General features: G+C 68.1%; 18 protein-coding genes and 1 riboswitch. Of the genes, 14 read left to right on the top strand and 4 right to left on the bottom strand.

Going from position 1 to position 19,256, the window contains the following annotated elements:
- Window positions 1–88: 88 nt before the first annotated feature.
- Window positions 89–3,361: a S8 family serine peptidase gene (locus ABZX92_RS30220; RefSeq protein ID WP_355566646.1), complete on the top strand. Its 3,273-nt coding sequence runs from the start codon at window positions 89–91 to the stop codon at window positions 3,359–3,361.
- A gap of 295 nt (window positions 3,362–3,656) precedes the next feature.
- Window positions 3,657–4,694: a 3-isopropylmalate dehydrogenase gene (locus ABZX92_RS30225; protein WP_045310656.1), complete on the top strand. Its 1,038-nt coding sequence runs from the start codon at window positions 3,657–3,659 to the stop codon at window positions 4,692–4,694.
- Between the two features lie 369 nt (window positions 4,695–5,063).
- On the opposite strand, the gene ABZX92_RS30230 is transcribed toward ABZX92_RS30225, so the two are convergent.
- Both ABZX92_RS30230 and ABZX92_RS30235 read right to left on the bottom strand, forming a co-directional pair.
- Window positions 5,064–5,483 (bottom strand): YciI family protein, encoded by a 420-nt coding sequence (locus ABZX92_RS30230; RefSeq protein WP_355566649.1) that lies wholly within the window; start codon window positions 5,481–5,483, stop codon window positions 5,064–5,066.
- 115 nt (window positions 5,484–5,598) lie between these two features.
- Window positions 5,599–6,525 carry a sigma-70 family RNA polymerase sigma factor gene (locus ABZX92_RS30235; protein ID WP_355566651.1) on the bottom strand — a complete coding sequence of 309 codons (927 nt, stop codon included), beginning with the start codon at window positions 6,523–6,525 and terminating at the stop codon, window positions 5,599–5,601.
- A 38-nt stretch (window positions 6,526–6,563) separates the two neighbouring features.
- On the opposite strand from ABZX92_RS30235, the gene ABZX92_RS30240 reads away from it, so the two are divergent.
- From ABZX92_RS30240 to ABZX92_RS30260, 5 genes are all read left to right on the top strand, one after another.
- Window positions 6,564–7,118 carry a dihydrofolate reductase family protein gene (locus ABZX92_RS30240; protein ID WP_355566654.1) on the top strand — a complete coding sequence of 185 codons (555 nt, stop codon included), beginning with the start codon at window positions 6,564–6,566 and terminating at the stop codon, window positions 7,116–7,118.
- A 98-nt stretch (window positions 7,119–7,216) separates the two neighbouring features.
- Window positions 7,217–7,600, top strand: a complete 384-nt coding sequence (locus tag ABZX92_RS30245; protein ID WP_355566657.1) for an SseB family protein — start codon at window positions 7,217–7,219, stop codon at window positions 7,598–7,600.
- Entirely contained in the window at window positions 7,597–8,118 is a 522-nt protein-coding gene (locus ABZX92_RS30250) for a hypothetical protein (protein WP_355566660.1), read from the top strand. The genes ABZX92_RS30245 and ABZX92_RS30250 overlap by 4 nt, the downstream gene beginning before the upstream one ends.
- Entirely contained in the window at window positions 8,115–9,518 is a 1,404-nt protein-coding gene (locus ABZX92_RS30255) for a putative T7SS-secreted protein (protein WP_355566662.1), read from the top strand. Before ABZX92_RS30250 ends, ABZX92_RS30255 begins: the two co-directional genes overlap by 4 nt.
- Before the next feature lie 163 nt (window positions 9,519–9,681).
- A complete protein-coding gene (locus ABZX92_RS30260; protein WP_355566665.1) occupies window positions 9,682–10,188 on the top strand; it encodes a hypothetical protein in 507 nt (168 codons plus the stop codon).
- Here ABZX92_RS30260 and ABZX92_RS30265 read toward each other — a convergent pair.
- Window positions 10,145–10,504 carry a hypothetical protein gene (locus ABZX92_RS30265; protein ID WP_355566668.1) on the bottom strand — a complete coding sequence of 120 codons (360 nt, stop codon included), beginning with the start codon at window positions 10,502–10,504 and terminating at the stop codon, window positions 10,145–10,147. The genes ABZX92_RS30260 and ABZX92_RS30265 overlap by 44 nt on opposite strands.
- A gap of 74 nt (window positions 10,505–10,578) precedes the next feature.
- A riboswitch (cobalamin riboswitch) is annotated at window positions 10,579–10,717 on the top strand.
- Window positions 10,718–10,720: 3 nt separating this feature from the next.
- On the opposite strand from ABZX92_RS30265, the gene ABZX92_RS30270 reads away from it, so the two are divergent.
- The 6 genes from ABZX92_RS30270 (at window position 10,721) to ABZX92_RS30295 (ending at window position 16,802) form a co-directional block, all read left to right on the top strand.
- On the top strand, window positions 10,721–11,770 hold the full coding sequence (locus ABZX92_RS30270) for an iron ABC transporter permease (protein ID WP_355566691.1): 1,050 nt from the start codon (window positions 10,721–10,723) through the stop codon (window positions 11,768–11,770).
- Window positions 11,770–12,510, top strand: a complete 741-nt coding sequence (locus ABZX92_RS30275) for an ATP-binding cassette domain-containing protein (RefSeq protein ID WP_355566671.1) — start codon at window positions 11,770–11,772, stop codon at window positions 12,508–12,510. Before ABZX92_RS30270 ends, ABZX92_RS30275 begins: the two co-directional genes overlap by 1 nt.
- Complete coding sequence (locus ABZX92_RS30280; RefSeq protein ID WP_355566674.1) at window positions 12,507–13,484, top strand: ABC transporter substrate-binding protein; 978 nt, start codon at window positions 12,507–12,509, stop codon at window positions 13,482–13,484. The genes ABZX92_RS30275 and ABZX92_RS30280 overlap by 4 nt, the downstream gene beginning before the upstream one ends.
- Window positions 13,485–13,716: 232 nt before the next feature.
- Window positions 13,717–15,306, top strand: a complete 1,590-nt coding sequence (cimA, locus tag ABZX92_RS30285) for a citramalate synthase (protein WP_355566676.1) — start codon at window positions 13,717–13,719, stop codon at window positions 15,304–15,306.
- A 10-nt stretch (window positions 15,307–15,316) separates the two neighbouring features.
- Window positions 15,317–16,075, top strand: coding sequence for a fumarylacetoacetate hydrolase family protein (locus ABZX92_RS30290; RefSeq protein ID WP_355566679.1), 759 nt, complete (start codon window positions 15,317–15,319; stop codon window positions 16,073–16,075).
- Between the two features lie 67 nt (window positions 16,076–16,142).
- Complete coding sequence (locus tag ABZX92_RS30295) at window positions 16,143–16,802, top strand: response regulator transcription factor (protein ID WP_355566682.1); 660 nt, start codon at window positions 16,143–16,145, stop codon at window positions 16,800–16,802.
- Here the strand turns inward: ABZX92_RS30295 and ABZX92_RS30300 are convergent.
- Complete coding sequence (locus tag ABZX92_RS30300) at window positions 16,792–18,060, bottom strand: FAD-dependent oxidoreductase (RefSeq protein WP_355566685.1); 1,269 nt, start codon at window positions 18,058–18,060, stop codon at window positions 16,792–16,794. The genes ABZX92_RS30295 and ABZX92_RS30300 overlap by 11 nt on opposite strands.
- A 378-nt stretch (window positions 18,061–18,438) precedes the next feature.
- Here ABZX92_RS30300 and ABZX92_RS30305 point away from each other — a divergent pair, with 378 nt between their 5' ends.
- Window positions 18,439–19,176, top strand: a complete 738-nt coding sequence (locus ABZX92_RS30305; RefSeq protein WP_355566688.1) for an HAD family hydrolase — start codon at window positions 18,439–18,441, stop codon at window positions 19,174–19,176.
- Window positions 19,177–19,256 lie beyond the last annotated feature (80 nt).

Genomic DNA, 19,256 nt, shown 5'->3' on the forward strand with positions numbered 1-19,256 from the left:
GTGCCGTAGAGGGCGCGGCACTTTTTGTATTCGGGTCGAAGGCACACACCTCGTTTGGGGCAACGTTGTGAAGAGACGATCAAGTCTGGTGGTGTTCTCTGCCATCACCACACTGCTGATCGCACCCGCCACGGCTCACGCGCAGAGCGAACCGCTCGCGCAGCCGGTCAAGGGTGCACACGGGCTGGACGCGAAAGCGTTGCAGCTCAAGGTTTCTCCCCGGCTGAACCAGTCCGGCAAGGTCACCGCGTTCGTCGCGCTCGACCGCAAGCCTGCCGTCGACGCCTTCGAGGAGAAGAAGCCACAGGGCAAGGAAGCCGCGAAGCAGGCCGCCAAGCAGGCGAAGAAGGACACCTCCACCACGGTCGACCAGGTCGTCGGTGAGCTCAAGGCGAAGGACACCGCCACCAAGGAGCTCTACCGCACGTCCAACGGTGTTCCCGGCGTGGTCGTGACGGCGGAGGCCGCGAAGGTCCGCGAGCTGGCGAACCGCCCGGACGTGGCCGCGGTCTACCCGGTCGTGCCGAAGAAGCGCGAGAACTCGAACGCGGTGCAGCTGACCAGGACGCTCAACGTCTGGCAGCAGTACGGCAAGCTCGGCGACGACATCCGGGTCGGCATCATCGACACCGGTGTCGACTACACGCACGCCAACTTCGGCGGTCCCGGCACGGTCGAGGCGTTCAAGGCCGTCGACCCGCGCGCGGCGAACCCGAACTTCCCGACCGCGAAGGTCGTCGGCGGTTACGACTTCGTCGGTGAGGACTACGACGGGGCCAGCAAGGACCCGGCGGTCAACACGCCGAAGCCGGACCCGAACCCGATCGACTGCAACGGCCACGGCTCGCACGTCGCCGGCACCACGGCCGGTTTCGGTGAGAACGCCGACGGCAGCACGTTCAAGGGCGACTACACCAAGCTCGACGCGGACAAGCTCAACGCGATGAAGATCGGCCCCGGCACCGCGCCGAAGGCCCAGATCTACGCGCTGAAGGTCTTCGGCTGCGAGGGCTCGACCAACGTCACCTCGCAGGCGCTCGACTGGGCGCTCGACCCCGACGGCGACGGCGACTTCACCGACCACCTCGACGTGGTCAACCTGTCGCTCGGCTCCGACTACGGCGCACCGGACGACCCCGACAGCCTCTTCGTGAAGAAGCTGTACAAGACGGGCGTCATGCCGGTCTTCTCCGCTGGCAACGGCGGCGACCTCTACGACATCGGCGGCTCGCCGGGCAACACGCCCGAGGCGCTGACGGTGGCGTCCGTGCGCGACTCGTTCGTGCTGCGCGACGGCGCCGAGGCCAACGGCCAGGCGAAGCCGGGCCAGTACAGCCAGAACTTCACCGGCTACCTGGGCTACGACAAGACCCTGCCGGTCGTGAAGCTGACCCAGGCGGGCAACCTCGACGGCTGCCAGGCGATCACCCAGACCGGGCTCGCCGGCAAGTACGTGTGGCTGGAGTGGGACGACAACGACGCGACGCGCCGTTGCGGTTCGGGCGCCCGCACCAACAACGCGCAGGCCGCCGGTGCGCTCGGCGTGGTGCTTTCGTCCACTTTGAACAACTTCAACGCGGGCATCGCGGGCAACGCGACCATTCCGGTGTTCCAGTTCACCGGCGACGCCACCGCCCAGCTGCGTCCGCTGCTGGACGCGGGCACGTTGAACGTCCGCCTCGCGGGTGCGTTGCGCACCACGGTGCCGACCTACGACCAGTCCATTTCGGACACGCCGAGCTCGTTCACCAGCCGTGGCACCCGCGGTCAGTCCATCAAGCCGGACGTCGCGGCTCCCGGTGACACGATCTCGTCGACCGCCGTCGGTTCCGGCAACGACCGCCTGGTGATCTCGGGTACGTCGATGGCGTCCCCGCACGTCGCCGGCATCGCGGCCCTGGTGCGCCAGGCGCACCCGGACTATTCGCTGGAAGAGGTCAAGGCCGCGATCATGAACACGTCCGGTGCGGACGTGAAGGAGAACGGCAAGACCTTCGCGCCCAACCGGATCGGTACCGGCCGGGTGGACGGCAAGTCCGCGCTGGACAACCAGGTTCTCGCGTTCGTCGAGGACGACCCCGGCTTCGTGAGCGCCAACTTCGGCACCGTCGAGGTCTCCAAGCCGGTCTCGAAGACCAAGACGATCAAGATCGTCAACAAGTCCACGAAGTCCGTGGAGTACAACGTCGGCTACACGGCCGCGACGTCGATCCCCGGTGTGAGCTACGTGCTCTCGCAGGACAAGGTGAAGCTGAGCCCGCGCGGCATCGCGAGGGTCAAGGTCACCCTGAAGATCGACGACCCGAAGGCGCTGCGCAAGACGATGGACTCGACCGTCGTCCCGACGCAGCTCGACACGCCGCGCCAGTTCCTCGCGGACGCCTCCGGTCGCGTGACCCTCACGCCGACCGCCGGTGCCACGGTGCCGCTGCGCCTGTCCGTCTACTCGGCGCCGAAGCCGGTCGCGGACATCAACACGGCCGACAGCATCAAGTTCCGCGGCAAGGACAAGCAGGCGATCCTCAACCTGACCGGCCGCGGCGTCGACCAGGGCACGGGCTCGCAGGCCTACCGCTCGCTCGTCAGCGTGCTCGAACTGCAGGCGCAGTCGCCGAGGTTGCGCGACTGCAAGCGCAACGTCACCGAGAACTGCGCTTTGAACGAGACCGCCAAGGGCGGTGACCTGCGTTACGTCGGCGCGACCTCCACGGCCCCGCTCGCCAAGGCGCAGGGCAAGCCGGAGGAGGCGCTGCTCGCGTTCGGCATCGCCACGTGGGGCAACTGGTACAGCCTCGGCACCAACACCGTTCCGTTCGTCGACATCGACACGAACGGCGACGGCACGGCCGACTTCGAGACCCACGCGGCCCGTTTGACGGACACCGACCTGCTGGTGGCCACGACCGTGGACCTCAAGACGGGTGCGACGGTCGACATCCAGGCGGTCAACGGACTGTTCGGTGACGTCGACACGAACACCGCCGACACCAACGTCGCGGTCCTGCCGGTGCTGCTCACGGCGCTCGGCATCGACCCGTCGAAGGACACCTCGCGCATCTCGTACGTGGCCGGCACCACCGGCTTCTACGTGGCGCCGGGCAACGCGAACGGCCTGATCGACGTGATCGACCGCAACCTGTCCTTCGACCCGCTCAAGCCGGGTCTGTGGACGCAGGGTGGCGGCGACGCGGCGCTCTCGTACCTCGCCAAGCCGGGCACGGCGCTCGTGGTGAACAAGGACGACGCGGCCCTGAAGGCCGACAAGTCCGAGGGCCTGCTGGTCCTCAACCACCACAACGCCAGCGGTGACCGCGCCTCCGTCGTCACAGTCCGCTCGAACGGCCGAACCGCCGCCTACTAACCCGACGTTTCCCGACCGCACGCGGGGGCCCCGCGTTACCCCAGAGGTAACGCGGGGCCCCCGCGTTACTTTGCGAGCGCGCTCTGGAATCGGGGGCGTCACCCCTTGACGCGACAGCTGTACTGCGGTCGAGTGACACTCGAAAGTGGGCAATGGGCCGTGTGGGTGTCCCGCAGTACGGGAGAGAACACCCCGATGGGGTGTCCGGCATGCGGCGAGTGGCCGCGATGCCGGTAGCCTTTCGCGAAGGAAAGTAGTCCCACTAAATGGGGACGGACACCTGGGAGGTGTGTGGATGCGGCTCGCAGTGATCCCAGGAGACGGGATCGGGCCCGAGGTCATCGCTGAGGCCCTGAAGGTCCTCGGCGAGGTCGTTCCGGCGGCCGAGATCACTCGCTACGACCTCGGCGCGGCGCGCTGGCACGCCACGGGAGAGTTGTTGCCCGAGTCGGTGCTGGGTGAGCTTCGCCAGCACGACGCGATCCTGCTCGGCGCGGTGGGCGACCCGTCGGTGCCGAGCGGAATCCTGGAGCGCGGTCTGCTGCTGCGCCTCCGGTTCGAGCTCGACCACCACGTGAACCTCCGCCCGGCTCGTCTCTACCCCGGCGTCCGCAGCCCGCTCGCGGACCCGCCGGAGATCGACATGGTGGTGGTGCGCGAGGGCACCGAGGGCCCGTACGCGGGCAACGGCGGCCTGCTGCGCAAGGACACCCCGCACGAGATCGCGACCGAGGTCTCGCTGAACACGTCGTTCGGTGTGGAGAGGGTCGTCCGCGACGCCTTCGCCCGCGCGGCGAACCGTCAGCGTCGCCACCTGACGCTGGTGCACAAGACGAACGTCCTCACGCACGCCGGCTCGTTGTGGTCGCGCGTCGTCGAGGAGGTCTCGCTGCAGCACCCGGACGTGACCGTGGCGTACCAGCACGTCGACGCGGCCACGATCCACATGGTCACCGACCCGGGCCGTTACGACGTGATCGTGACGGACAACCTGTTCGGCGACATCCTGACCGACCTCGCCGCCGCCGTCACGGGCGGCATCGGCCTGGCCGCGTCGGGAAACATGGACGTGACGCGGCGCAACCCGTCGATGTTCGAGCCGGTGCACGGTTCGGCGCCGGACATCGCGGGCCAGGGCATCGCGGACCCGACCGCCGCCGTGCTGTCGGTGGCGCTGCTGCTCGACCACCTGGGCGAGCACGAGGCAGCGCGCCGGATCGAGGCCTCCGTGGCGTTCGACCTGGCGACGCGCGACCACCAGTCGCCGGGCGCGACCTACGCGATCGGTGACCGGCTCGCGGCGCTCGTGTCGTCGAACGTGCGCACCGGCTGATCTCTGTCGGCTGTTTCGGCCCCGGCACCCGCGTGGGTGGCGGGGCCGAGTCGTGCGGGGGCCTGCTGAGTGAGCGACCTTCAGCTGCGTCGCCTGACTCCTGAACTTCGGGTTCGGGGTTCAACCGCCCGTCGATGCGCCGTTGCCGCAGTTCGCGGTGGTGTCCGTGGTCCAAAGCATGATCGGTTCCCTGGGTTTTCCCCAGGGTTCAGCCGTTGTCAGAGATGGCGGTGCGGACCGCCAAGGGCCGGGCGCGACCCATGCGGGCACCGTTGGCGTGCATGGCGACCCGACATCGCACCTCACCGCGACGCGTTGAAGCCCCGGCGGACGAGTCGTCCACCGGGGCTTCGGCGTCTCAACGCGGGGTCAGAGCTGGCCGTTGGCCTCGCGCCAGGCCCGCTCCTTCTGGATCCACTCGTTGTCCTGCGGGAACTCGTCGATCGTCGGCACCCGGCGGATCTCGGTCTTGAAGCCGGGACCGGTCATCGGGGCGCGCTTGGCCCACTCGACCGCTTCCTCCTTGGAGGCGACGTTGATGATGTAGTAGCCGTTGAACAGCTCCTTCGTCTCGCCGTACGGGCCGTCCGTGACGACCGGCGGTTCGGTGGAGAAGTCGACGACGACGCCCTCGGACGGGTCGGACAGGCCCTCGGCGGAGAGCAGGATGCCGGCGCGGATCATCTCGTCGTTGTAGCGGCCGACGACTTCCAGCATCTTGTCGAAGTCGAACTCGCCCAGGTTCGCGAAGGCCTCGTCGGTGGCGCGCCAGATCAGCATGAACTTCACGGTGTGTCTCCCTGTTTCTCGTGGGCCCTCGGGGCCTTGGCATCCACAGGTCGAACGGGGCCGGCGCCGGATCGACACGAGCCCAGAACTTTTTCGAAGTTTCTTTCGGCGCAGGTCAGAGAGTGTCGGCGAGCTTGAAGGCCGCGAACACCGCAGGGGACTGGAACACGACGGTGTGTGCGATCAGGCCGTCGACGACCGAGAACACCTGCAGGGTGTGGAGCCGGAGCACGCCCTCGGCGTCAGGGGCGTAGGCGGCCACCGCGGGTTGCCCGTTGGCCGACACAGGGACCATCCGCCAGCCCGTCCCGCGCATCGCGAACACGCGGCGGATGAAGGCGCCGTAGTCGTGCCGGCCGACGAACCACAACGGCACCGGCGGCATCTCCAGGATCGCGTCCTCGGTGAGCAGCTCGACCAGCGCGGTCACGTCCGCCGCCTCGAACGCGCGCACGTAAGCCTCGACGGCGCGTCGCACGGCCGGATCGTCAGGCGGGGCCACCTCGGCCACGTCCGCGAGGCCCGCGCGGGCCCGTTGCAGAGCGCTGTTCACCGACGCGACCGACGTGTCGAGCTGCGCGGCCACCTCGGCGGCGCTGAACTCCAGCACCTCGCGCAGCACCCACACAGCGCGCTGACGAGCGGGCAACGACTGCATGGCCGCGACCAGAGCGAGTCGCAGGCCGTCGCGGCGCACCGCGCGTTCGGCCGGGTCGTCCGGGAACGGCTCCAGCCACGGCACCTCGAACGCGGGCACCAGCGGCGTCTCCGGGTCGGTGCTCGGTGCGCCCAGACCGGACGGCAGCGGGCGGCGTTGCTTGCCCTCCAACGCGGTCAGGCACACGTTCGTGGCGATGCGGTACAGCCACGTGCGGATCGACGCCTTGCGCTCGTCGTAGCGCTCGCGGGCCTTCCACGCCCGCAACATGGTGTCCTGCACCAGGTCCTCGGCCTCGTGGACCGACCCGAGCATGCGGTAGCAGTAGGCGAGCAGCTCGCCGCGGTGCTGCTCGACGCGCGTCTCGAAAGTCGTGTCGGCCATCGCGATGAGTATCGCGGGCCGCGCAGGTATGTAGTGGCATGAGCGATCTGATTGTCATTGAGTTCGTGACCTTGGACGGCGTGGTCGAGGACCCGGACGGTTCCGGCGGCACGGCGGGCGGCGGCTGGGCGTTCCGGCACGGCCCGGAAGCCGTGGCGGGCGACAAGTTCGGGCTGGGGCCGTTGCTCGACACCGGCGTGATGCTGCTCGGCCGCACGACGTGGGAGCTCTTCGCGAAGCTCTGGCCCGGCCGCACCGACGGGTTCTCCACCAAGATGAACGACCTCCCCAAGCTCGTCGCCTCCCGCTCACTGACCGAAGTGGACGGTTGGCGGAACTCCGCGCTGGTCGAAGGCGACCTGGTCAGCCAGGTGCGCGAGGTGAAGGCGCGGCAGGACGTGGTCGTCACCGGAAGCATCAGCGTCGTGCGGGAGCTGGCCGAGGCCGGGCTCGTCGACGAGTACCGCCTGATGGTGTTCCCGACCGTGATCGGCGCCGGGCAACGACTCTTCTCCGATCGCATGTCCGATTTGCACCTGATCTCCCTGGAGCGCAGGGGAAGTGCGGCGTTGCTGCGCTATCGGACTTCGTGACGCGGACCTCAGTTGCACAACCTCTCCGCCACTCACCGTGAGCCACCGGTAACGTACGGCGCTGCCGATCTGGGGGGATTGGTAGGAACGGGAGAGGCATGAAAACCGAAAACGAGGCTGTCGCGACGGCAAGGCGCTATCGCGACGGCGGGGGGAATCCGGAAGCCTTCTTGCAGGCGTTCCGGGAGAGCACCGTGTACCTGCAGCGGATCGACCCGCTGTCGTTGCCCGTCGTCACCATCGAGGGACTGGGCTGGCTCGCCGCGTTCTCCAGTCCCGAGCTGCTGCAACGACATCTGGCGGCGCGGGGCGAGAGCACCGAGGCCACCTACCTGGCGGTCAGCGGCGAACGGCTGCTGGACCACTACCTGCGCGCGCTGCCGAGGCCGACGGGTGTGGTGTTCGACAACGGCTCCGAGCACATGATGGCCCTGCCGCCGGCGCGCGGCATCGTCCCGGACGACGTGGCGGTGGACGCGTGACCGGGTACGGCGTCGACCTCGGCGCGATGGGTCAGGCGATCAAGGGCATCAACGACACCGTCGCCGCGCTGAAGGAGATCGCGCCGGACGGCGGCCACCTCGCGTCCACCACGGCCACCTTCGGGATCCTCTGTCCCAGCGAGGACGAGTGCGGTGACGAGGTCCTCGCCGACGCGTTGGAGGAGTTCTTCGACCGCTGGAGGTGGGGACTTCGGCACCTGGTGAAGGAAGGCACGGAGATGGTCTCCGCGCTCACCGACACCAAGAGCGTGTACGAGAAGGCGGAGGACAAGGCGAAGCAGACCTTCCAGCTCCTCCTGGGCAACCCGCACTCCCACGCCGACCCGACCAAGCAGGGGTGGCTGGAGCTGGCCGAATCGGGCATGAACAAGAAGGAGATGTCCGTCGGCGCGCAGTGGGACCACGTCACCAAGGGCGCGGAGGACGCGTGGGACTCGTCGATCAAGGACCTCAGCGGCACGGAGACCTCGTTCAAGAAGGCCGGTGATCGTTCGTGAGTCTCTTCGGCCGCAGCGAGCTCGGCGACACCGACGACCCCAAGGAGCTGGTTCCCGGCGACGTGGCGACCCTCGACGAGACGGCGAACGGGCTGCGCAAGCTCTCGGTCGCCTGTCAGGAGGCGTACGCCGGAGTGTCCAAACTGGACGTCGGGCACTGGACGGGAGCCGCCGCGGACAAGTTCGGCAGCTACTTCTCCGCGGAGACACCGAAATGGCGCGACGCCGCAGAGGCGTTCGGGCCCGCCGTGGAAGCGCTGACGACGTACAAGGGCGCGGTCGAGCGCGCCCAACGGGATGCGGCAGAGGCGATCCGCATCTACAACGAGTCCAAGGCGGAGACCGAGGCGGCCGAGAAGCAGTACGACGCCGCGTCGTCGCAGCACGAGAAGGCCGCGCTGGACGCCGTGTTCAACGGCGACGCCGCACCGTCGCCGCTCGCGCCGTTCAGCGATCCCGGCAAGGCCAAGCGGGAACAGGCCGAACGCCTGCTCGCCGACGCGCGGAAGGCGTTGAAGGAGGCGGCCGCGCAGACCGCGGCCGTGATCACCAAGTCGAAGGACAAGGCGCCGGAGGAACCGGGTTTCCTCTCCAAGTTCGCCGCCACGTTCGAAGACACCTTCGACAAGACCACCGAGCAGATGGAGAAGTTCGGCGACGGCCTGGGCAGGTCCCTGACGGGCCTGGTGACGTTGATGCGGGCGACCAGCCCGTTCGACCCCTACAACATGGCGCATCCCGGTGAGTACGCGGCGAACATGATGAAGCAGGCCTCCGGGATGGTTCACATGGTCACGAACCCGGTGGAGGCCATCAAGGGAATCCTCAACGTCGAGGAGTGGAAGAAGGACCCGTTCGCCGCGGTGGGCCAGCTGGTCGGCGACATCGCGATCGGCATCGCGACCGACGGCGCCGGATTCGCGGGCACGGCGGAGAAAGCGGTCGCCCGCGAGGCCGCGGAAGCCGCCGCGCGCGAGGCGACCGAGACGGCTGCCACCCAGATCGGCAAGCACGTCGACGACGGCATGCCGCCGTGGACCAAGGGCGACTACGAGCCGCCGGCGTCACACCCGCCGTCGGACTACAACCCCTTTCCCGACGAGCCGTTCGGTCCACAGAAGACAGAGCTGGACGACCTGCCGTCGCACGACCGGGATCACGACACACCGGATCACCACGAGCCCGAACAGCCGAAGCACGAACCGGACGAGCCACCGAGGATCACCGAACCGGAACAACTCCCGCAGCCCGACAAGAGCCACTTCTTCCATCTGCAGGACCTGGTCCGGCAGATCGACTACGGGCTGCACGACCTGCCGCTCGCGGAACAGCAGGCACAACGAGAGCTGATGAACAGCTACCGGCAGCAGATGCGCGACATCATGACCAAGCACGGCTGACGTCACGGCGACCTACTAGGAGCTTTGCACCATGCATCCCCAACCACCGCCGATGCGTCCGCAGCAGCCGATGCGTCCGCCGCAGCGTCAGGGGCCACCGCCGCCGCAACCGCCACGTGCGATGAGGCCACCCGCTCCGCCGCAGCCACAGCCACCCCAGCCCGTGGAGGAGCTTCCCGAGTGGACGAAGGACGGGGAGTTCCCGGCGATCTCGCGGAACATCCCGCTCTACGGCAAGGATCCGGCATCCGGCAAGGAACAGCTCTGGGTGGGCCGCGTCGTGTGGCAGGCGCGGACCATGAAGGAGATCACGATGGCGGTCTACGGTCCGTTCGGCCGCCGGATGACGACCGGCGAGTCCGTGTTCGACGCGCTGCTCAAGATTCGCGGCGAGCTCGAGAACACCGAGGAGTTCACCCCGCCGTGGAAGGTGCTGGTGAAGGGAGCCAGGCGCGACGTGTGGCACGTCGGGCACAAGGTGTCGATTTTCCCGGGCGACCGGGCCGAGATCCTCGTGCCCGGCGAGAAGACGACCGACTCCGTCGACGTGCTCGCGATGCTGGAGCCGGACGACACCCCGAAGTTCGGTCTCGTCGAGCACCAGATGGCGAACTGCCTGGAGTACTTCAGGCGCTTCGAGCCCGGCTTCGGCGCAGGAGGAGCGCTGTGACCGGCACGAACACCAGCGCTGCCACGAAGAACGCGGCCGGCAGCACCCAGAAGTAGGCGAGCGGGCTGTCCTGGTCGGTCGCGATGAGCAACATGCCCATCAGGCCGACCAGGAACAGGCCCAGATAGGCCGCCACGTCCTTGCGCCAGAAGTACGCTGCCACCGGTGCCGCCGCGAGCACGCAACCGGTCAGCGCCTGCGGAACGTTCAGGCAGTACTCGGGCGTGCAGTAGAGCGTGTCCAGCCAGGTGGCGAGCTGCTCCAACCAGAGGTTGGTGGTCTGCACGCCGAAGCAGAGCATGGCGAACCCGATCAAGACAGGGCTCTCGCCCTGGCGGCCGTGTCTTCGTTCCTGTGTCCCCATGTCTGTTAGACGCGTCTCCGCGGCGATCTGTGCAATGGCCTTTGGGTTAGGGTGCGGAGGTCGTGCACGGGGGAAGTCCGGTCGAAGTCCGGCGCTGACCCGCAACGGTAGGTCCCCTCACCGGGGGGACGAGCCCGAATACCCGCACACGGCGTGAAACCGGAACTCCTGCCGTGGACTGCGGGAAGGGCATTTGTGGTCGCGAAGATCAGCGCGCTCGTCGGCGTGCTCGCCGTCAGCATCGTGGCGGGAGTGGCGCTCGGCCCCGTCTCCGTCCCGTTCGGCGTCACGGTCGAGCTGTTGCGGGCGGCCATCACCGATGGCACAGTCCCCGCGGACCTCGCCGGGCAGTACCACATCGTCTGGGACATCCGGCTTCCTCGCGTGCTGCTGGCCGCGGTCGTGGGCGCGGGCCTCAGCACGGTCGGCGTGGCGATCCAGGCGATGGTCCGCAACGCCCTCGCCGATCCCTACGTGCTCGGCATCTCGTCCGGGGCCAGCGTCGGCGCGACGGCCGTGGCGACGCTCGGCGTGCTGTCCGGCCTGGGCGTCTACGCGCTGTCGGCGGGCGCTTTCCTGACCGGGCTCGGCGCCACCGCGCTGGTCTACCTCACCGCGCGCACGAGTGGCGGGCTCACCCCGTTGCGGCTGGTGCTGACCGGAACCGCGCTGGCGTACGGGTTCTCGGCGGTGGCGATGCTGCTGGTGTTCCAAGCTCCGCACGGTGAGGCCGCCCGCAGCGCGATGTTCTGGTTGCTGGGCAGCCTCGGCGGCGCGAACTGGCAGTCGCTGCCGGTCGCCGCGGCGGTGACTCTTGCCGGAATCGTCTACCTGATGACCAGGGCACGGCAGCTCAACGCGCTGGCGATGGGGGACGAGACCGCGACCACGCTCGGCGTCCCGGTCAACCGGTTCCGCACGCAGCTGTTCATCGTCACCGCGGGCATCACCGGTGTGCTGGTGGCGGTCAGCGGCGCCGTGGGGTTCGTCGGCCTGATGCTGCCGCACCTCACGCGCATGGTCGTCGACGCGGACCACCGCCGAGTGCTGCCGCTCGCACCCCTTGCCGGAGCGTCGTTCCTCGTGTGGGTCGACGTCGCCGCCCGCATGCTCGCCGCGCCGGAAGAGCTCCCGCTCGGCGTCATCACGGCCGCGATCGGGGTGCCGTGCTTCATCTTCCTCATGCGCCGCAAGTCCTACGTGTTCGGAGGACGTTGATGCGCATCGAGGTTCTCGACGTCACCGTCCAGGGCATCATCTCGGACATCTCGCTGGAGGCCGAGAACGAGGTGGTCGGCATCGTCGGCCCGAACGGCAGCGGCAAGTCGACGACGTTGCGTTGCGTCTACCGCGCTCTGAAGCCCAGCTCCGGCGCAGTGCTGATCGACGGCACGAACGTCCACAAGCGACACGACCTCGCCCGTTCGCTGGCTGCCCTGACCCAGGAGTCGCAGGTCGAGTTCGACTTCACGGTCGCCGAGGTCGTGGAGATGGGCCGCCTGCCGCACGAACGCGACTCCGCGCGTGATGCTCGCGTTGTTCGCGACGCACTGGCCACAGTGGACATCACGCACCTGGCCTCACGCAGTTTCCTCAGCCTGTCCGGCGGCGAACGCCAGCGCGTCCTGATCGCCCGCGCCATCGCCCAGGAACCCCGCGTCCTCGTGCTGGACGAGCCGACCAACCACCTCGACATCCGCCACCAGCTCGACGTGCTGGCGCTGGCCCGCGGCCTCGGCGTCACGGTGCTGACCGTCCTGCACGACCTGAACCTGGCCGCGTCCTACTGCGACAGGTTGTGCGTGCTCGACGAAGGCCGCCTGGTCGCGTCGGGCACGCCCGCGGACGTTCTGGTGCCCGAGCTGATCGCCAAGGTCTTCCACGTCACGGCACACGTCGTGCGTCACCCCACCACGGGAGTTCCCCAGCTCCTGTTCGACCAGGAGGTCACCCCTTGAGAACCGCGCTCTGCGCCCTGCTGTTGCTGGTCTCCGGCTGCGGCGCCACGGTCGCGCAGAACACCTCGGCATCGGACCCGGTGACCATCACCAACTGCGGTCAGCAGGTGACGTTCGACAAGGTGCCGTCCAAAGTGGTCACCAACGACACCGGCATCACCGAGCTGATGTTCGCCCTGGGGCTCTCCAGCCACATGGCGGGTTACGTCGTGGACGGCGACAACACCGCCGACCTCCAGACCTCGCCGTGGAAGTCCGACTTCGACAGCACGAAGAAGCTCGCCGACAAGATCTCCAAGGAGGTCGTGCAGGGCGCCAACGCCGACCTCGTCCTCGCCGGCTGGAACTACGGCTTCAGCGAGAGCAGCGGCTTCACCCCGGACGCCTTGAAACAGCTCGGAATCGGCACCTACCAGCTCACCGAGGCGTGCCGGAACGGCGTCGGCAAGCAGCGCGGCATCATGCCCGCCCTGGACGCCCTCTACACGGACCTCCGCAACCTGGGGCAGATCTTCCGGGTCGAGGCCAAGGCCGAGGAGCTCATCAAGGACTACCAGCAGCAGATCGCCGACGCCGGCAAGCTGATGGCCGGCCGGCCGCGCCCGAAGGTGTTCCTCTACGACAGCGGCCAGGACCAGCCCTTCACGTCCGGCAAGAACGCCGCGCCCCAGGACGTGATCTCCAAAGCCGGTGGCGACAACATCTTCGGCGACCTCGACGACAGCTGGACCACGGTCAACTGGGAGACCGTCGTGCAGCGCGACCCGGACGTCGTGCTGATCGTGGACTACGCGGACGGCGAGGCGAACACACCTGCGCAGAAGCAGGCGTTCCTGGAGGGCTTCGCGCCACTCGCGAACTCCCCGGCCGTCAGGAACAAGCGCTTCTTCGCCCTCCCGTACGCGGCGCTGGTCGAGTCGCCGCGCAACCCGGCGTCGGTCGAGGCGTTCGCGAAGTACCTTTCACAGGCGTGAATCCAGTACTGCCAGGCGCGCGCCAGTACTCACCGTGACCAGATAGTGGGAGATTTCCTCCCGTCGCTTGGTACGACGTGCTGAGCTGTGGCAGCATCCGCTCCATGGTTCAGCACGTCGCCATCATTATTGACGAGCGCGTCGGGTAGTTGCCGCCCCTGGCACCCGACGCGCAGACCTCTCGCATCCCGCGGGGGGTCTTTTTGTTTGCCCGGATGAGGAGATGACCCCGATGGCCGGCCCCAGCGACGAGTTCCACGTCTACGACACGACGTTGCGCGATGGCGCTCAACGTGAGGGCATTTCGTACTCCGTCACGGACAAGCTCGCGGTCGCGCGGCTGCTGGACGGGCTCGGCGTCGGGTTCATCGAGGGCGGCTGGCCCGGCGCTCTGCCCAAGGACACGGAGTTCTTCGCGCGGGCCGCGGCGGGGGATCTGGAGCTCAAGCACGCCAAGCTGGTCGCGTTCGGCGCGACCCGCAAGGCAGGGGTCAAGGTCGAGGAAGACCTGCAGGTCAAGGCACTTCTCGACAGCCAAGCGCCCGTTGTGACGCTGGTGGCCAAGTCGGACCTGCGGCACATCGAGCGTGCACTGAGGACGGACGCCGACGAGAACCTCCGGATGGTGCGCGACACCGTCAAGTTCCTCAAGGACCACGGCAGGCGCGTCTTCCTCGACGCCGAACACTTCTTCGACGGGTACGCGTTCTCCCCGGACACCGGCCTCAAGGTGCTGGAGTCCGCTGTGGAGGGTGGCGCGGACGTCGTTGTCCTGTGCGACACGAACGGCGGCCAGCTGCCGCTCGGTCTCGCCGAGACGGTCGCGGAAGTGGTCGAGAAGACCGGCTTCCGCGTCGGAATCCACTGCCAGGACGACACGTCCTGTGCGGTGGCGAACACCCTCGCGGCCGTTCAGGCGGGCGCGACGCACGTTCAGTGCACCGCCAATGGTTATGGCGAGCGAGCAGGCAACGCGGACCTGTTCGCCGTCGTGGGAAACCTCGTGACCAAGTTCGGCATGGAGGTGCTCCCGACCGGGGCACTGGCCGAGCTCACCCGTGTCTCCCATGCGTTGGCCGAGATCGCGAACATCGCACCCGACACCCACCAGGCTTATGTCGGGTCGTCAGCATTCGCTCACAAGGCGGGTCTGCACGCGAGCGCGATCAAGGTGGATCCGGAGCTGTACAACCACATCGATCCGGACATCGTCGGCAACGACATGCGGGTGCTGGTCACCGAGATGGCCGGTCGGGCGAGTATCGAGCTCAAGGGACGTGAGTTCGGACTCGACCTGACCGGCCGGTCAACCGAAGTGGGCAGCGCTCTGAAGCGCGTGAAGGAGCTGGAGGCGAAGGGCTGGTCTTTCGAGGCCGCCGACGCCTCGATGGAACTCCTGCTGCGCGGCGAGCTGTCCGAACTGGACACTCCTCCCTTCACGCTGGAGTCGTACCGGGTGGTGCTCGATCACCGCTCGGACGGCGAGATCGTGTCCGAGGCCACGGTCAAGGTGCACGTGGCGGGGGAGCGGGTCATCGCGACCGCAGAGGGCAACGGGCCGGTGCACGCGCTGGACGCGGCACTGCGCAAGGCGTTGCTGCCGCATCTGTCCTGGTTGGACACTGTGGAGCTGGCCGACTACAAGGTGCGCATCCTCACCGAGCACCCCGGTACGGACGCGGTCACCCGCGTGCTGGTGGAGTCCACGGACGGCGAACGCGAGTGGACCACGGTGGGTGTGCACGGCAACATCGTCGAAGCCTCCTGGCTGGCGCTCTGTGACGCGCTCGTCCACAAATCCATGCGAAGCAAGCCCGTCTAAGCTGTAGTACGTGCGAATCGCTCGGATAGCTCACCCGCAAGGCGTAGCTTTCGTCGCTGTTCACGGCGAAGAGGCTGCGGAGATCGCCGAACACCCCTTCGGCACGCCCACGTTCACCGGCCGGAAGTGGCCGTTGGCCGACGTCAGGCTGCTGGCGCCGATCCTGCCGACCAAGATCATCGGTATTGGCCGCAACTACGCCGACCACGCCGCTGAGCTGGGCAACGAGGTGCCGGCCGAGCCGTTGGTCTTCTTGAAGCCCAACACCTCGGTGATCGGCCCGAACGTCGAGATCAAGATCCCCGCGGCGTCGCAGCGCGTCGACTTCGAGGGCGAGCTGGCCGTCATCATCGGCCAGCCGTGCCGGGAAGTTCCGAAGGCCAAGGCGATGAGCGTCGTGATGGGTTACACCATCGCCAACGATGTCACGGCCCGCGACCTGCAGCGCAAGGACGTGCAGTTCACGCGTGCCAAGGGTTTTGACACGTTCTGCCCGATGGGTCCCTTCATCGAGACGGAGTTCGACCCCTCCGATGTCCGCGTCGTCACGGAGCTCGACGGGGAGGTCAAGCAGGACGGGCGTACTTCGTTGATGGTGCACGACATTCCGGCGCTCATCGAGTACGTCTCCGGCATCATGACGCTGCTTCCCGGCGACGTGATCCTGACCGGGACGCCGGCCGGTGTCGGGCCCATGGCGGCCGGACAGACGGTCTCCGTGACTGTGGACGGCCTCGGCACGCTCACCAATCCGGTCGCAAATAGGTAGCCGTACGGAGCAATCCGGCGTCCGGCAGGTTACGCACCCGGGTACCCGCTAGTAACTTCCCGGTGTCATGACGGACCTGGCGTCCACCCGTGTGCTGCTCGTCGACGGATCACAGCTCATCACCGAGGGGCTGCGACTCTCACTGCACCGCACGCACTGCTTCCGCGTTGTGGGCATCGCCCACACCGTGGCCGATGCTGCGCGCTGTCTGCGCGGCACCCCGGTGGACCTGGTCGTCGCGGACTTCGACGTGCCGGGCGCCGGACCGTTGCGCACCGTGCGGGACACGGCGCAGCTGCGGCCGAGCGCCCGCGTCGTCGTGCTGTCCAATGCGGACAGTCCGAGCTGGGCCCGCGCGGCGCTGGACGCCGGCGCGGTGGCCTACCTGCTGAAAACCTCGCCCGTGGCCGAGCTGTTACCGCTGATCGCGGCCGCGGTGCGGGGTGCTCCCGCCACGATCGACGCACGGGTGGGCTCACTCGCGCGCCTGCCTGCGCGGATGCCCCCGCCCGCCTCGCTAGGCCGGCTCTCGGCCCGTGAGTTCGACGTGCTGGCCGAGATGGCGAAGGGCATGGACAACGCGCGCATCGCCCAGCGGCTCTTCATCAGCAACGACACCGTGAAGACCCACGTGAAGGCGATCCTGCGCAAGCTGGGCGCGCGGGACCGCGCCCATGCCGTGGCGATGGTGCTCGGTGAGTCATCCGAGGCCTTCGTCACGACCTGACGATCGTCTGCGGCTTGCGGCGCGCGAACTCCGGCGCGTGCTCTGGGCGAGGCCCGATCGCGATCACGTAGGCCGGGACCGCCTGCAGGAACGGGAACCGCTGCGCCACCTTCAGCATGAACGGCGTGCCGCTCGACGAGACCGTCTCGGTGCTGTTCAGCTTCCGGCCCAGGAACAGCCGGTGGATGATCCGCTGCACGGTCTGGATCACGACCGTCGGGAACAGCCTGCGCCTGCGCACCTTCGCGAGCGCACGGCCGGTGACCGCGCCCTGCCGCAACGGCTTCGCGAGCAGCCTGGCCGCGGCGACCGCGTCCTGCACGGCGAGGTTGATGCCCACGCCGCCGACCGGTGACATCGCGTGCGCCGCGTCACCGATGCACAGCAGTCCGTCAACGTGCCACCGCCGCAACCGGTCCAGCTTCACGTCGAGCAGCTTCGCGTCGTCGATGCTCTTGATGTGGTCCACCCGGTCGGCGAGCCACGGGATGAGCGTGACCACGCGCTCGCGGAACTTCTCCACGCCCTCGGCGCGCAGCTTCTGGTCCGTGCCCTTGCGAATCAAGAACGCGCACTGGAAGTACTCGTTGCGCGGGATGAGCACCATCGCGCTGCCCGCGCTGAACCGCCCGGCGCCACCCCGGATCGAGTCGCTCTCCTTGCGCGGCAAGCGGAACCACCACACGTCCATCGGCGCGCCGAACTGGTAGACCGGCAGATCGACGGCAGCGCGCAGGATCGAGCTGCGCCCGTCGGCCGCGACGACGAGGTCGGCACTGATCTCGCCCTCGTGCCCGTCGACGCGGTCGCGGTACTGCACGCCCGTGACCCTGTTGCCGCTCTTGGTGATCCCGGTGACCTCGGTGTTCATCCGCAGGTGGAACGTCGGCTCCAGCTTGCCCGCGTCCGCCAGCAGGTCCAGGAAGTCCCACTGCGGCACCATCGCGATGCGCTTGTTCGCGCCGGGAAGCCTGCTCAGGTCGGCGATCGTGGCCTTGCGGCCGCCGTCCAGCAGCGCCTCGATCTTGTCCACGTCCTGGTGCGGCACCTGCTCGAACGCGGGCCCCAGCCCCAGTTCGTCCATGAGCGTGAGCGTCGACGCGTGCACCGTGTCGCCGCGGAAGTCTCGCAGGAAGTCCGAGTGCTTCTCCAGCACCGTGACCTCGACACCTCCGCGCGCCAGCAGCAGCCCCAGCACCATGCCCGCGGGTCCGCCGCCCACGACCAGGCAGGTGGTCCGCTCGGTGTTCCTCTCCATCTCGATCCCCTCATTTCAACCGCTGTTGAATAAACCCAGCATGCTCTTGATCGGCACGTGCGTCAAGCGAGGTTCCGAGTGATGCGGGCCGCAGCCAACTCGTCCACTGTGGACGGTCTGGGAAACCAGGCCCCGAAAGGGTTGCATCATGTGCAGAATGTCGTTGTACGAGCTAGGGTGTCGCGCTCGCGGAACCGCCCGTTCGGGCAGAGACGGCCAAGTTCGCAGATTCCACTCGACCGGGTGATTGCATTCGGCGCTTGGAGGAGTGTCGCTAGGTCGTTCGGGGCCTCAAGGTCCGCTTGATCGTGCAAGGACCTATAGGAATCACCTCGTTAGCCGAATCGGACGAGGCCCCCTCACACCTAACCTTCCGGGGTGACAACTGCGTCCCCGACTTTCACGCGTAAGAGAACCGGCGAGATCCGCGCTGTGTGCCTGGACGTCGACGACACACTTGTCGACTACAGCACTTCATCGCGCGCCGCGTTGGCCTCGATGGTCGGTAACGCCGACGCCTGGTCGTTGTGGCAGCGGATCACCGACGACCACGTGACCCGCCAGCTGGCCGGCGAGCTCCAGTACGAGTCGATGCGCAACATCCGCACCCAAGCCTTCTTCGCCGCTCTCGGCGAGGAGCTCACGCTGCAGGAAGCCACCCGTCGCGAGCTGGCCCGCCAGGAGGTTCTCTCCGCCGGCTGGTGCCTGTTCCCGGACGTGATCCCGATGCTCGACTGGCTGCGCGCCACGGGCCTCCCGATCGCCGCGATCAGCAACGCCTCGGGCCGCCACCAGCGCGTGAAGATCGCCCAGCTGGGCCTCTCGTCGTACTTCGACGCCGTCCTGATCGCCGGCGAGGTCGGCTGTGCCAAGCCGGACCGCGTGATCTTCCACACGGCCAGCCTGGCGCTGGGCGTGCCGCCCGGCGACACGGTCCACGTGGGAGACCGCCTGCACGCCGACGCCATCGGCGCGCGCGACGCGGGCATGCACGGCGTGTGGATCAACCGCACTGGGCCGTCCGGCGGCAGCCTGCCCGCCGGGTTGTCGTCCATCGCGTCCCTGGCGGAACTGCCCGAGCTCCTCGTGTGCGAGCTGTCCGCGGCCAACGCCTGAGTTCTTCGTGGAAACCGGCCCCCACCTGCGGGTTTGCGGTAGGGGAGTTCGTCGCCGCTGACCACCGCGTCGAACGCCGT

The organism is Lentzea sp. NPDC006480, assembly GCF_040611995.1.
Classification (GTDB): Bacteria; Actinomycetota; Actinomycetes; order Mycobacteriales; family Pseudonocardiaceae; genus Lentzea.

Excerpts from the sequence above, each read along its gene's own strand:
- ABZX92_RS30225 (WP_045310656.1), top strand. The coding sequence starts at position 3,657 with ATGCGGCTCGCAGTGATCCCAGGAGACGGGATCGGGCCCGAGGTCATC.
- ABZX92_RS30235 (WP_355566651.1), bottom strand. The coding sequence starts at position 6,525 with ATGGCCGACACGACTTTCGAGACGCGCGTCGAGCAGCACCGCGGCGAG.
- ABZX92_RS30240 (WP_355566654.1), top strand. The coding sequence starts at position 6,564 with ATGAGCGATCTGATTGTCATTGAGTTCGTGACCTTGGACGGCGTGGTC.
- ABZX92_RS30245 (WP_355566657.1), top strand. The coding sequence starts at position 7,217 with ATGAAAACCGAAAACGAGGCTGTCGCGACGGCAAGGCGCTATCGCGAC.
- ABZX92_RS30275 (WP_355566671.1), top strand. The coding sequence starts at position 11,770 with ATGCGCATCGAGGTTCTCGACGTCACCGTCCAGGGCATCATCTCGGAC.
- cimA (WP_355566676.1), top strand. The coding sequence starts at position 13,717 with ATGGCCGGCCCCAGCGACGAGTTCCACGTCTACGACACGACGTTGCGC.
- ABZX92_RS30295 (WP_355566682.1), top strand. The coding sequence starts at position 16,143 with ATGACGGACCTGGCGTCCACCCGTGTGCTGCTCGTCGACGGATCACAG.
- ABZX92_RS30300 (WP_355566685.1), bottom strand. The coding sequence starts at position 18,060 with ATGGAGAGGAACACCGAGCGGACCACCTGCCTGGTCGTGGGCGGCGGA.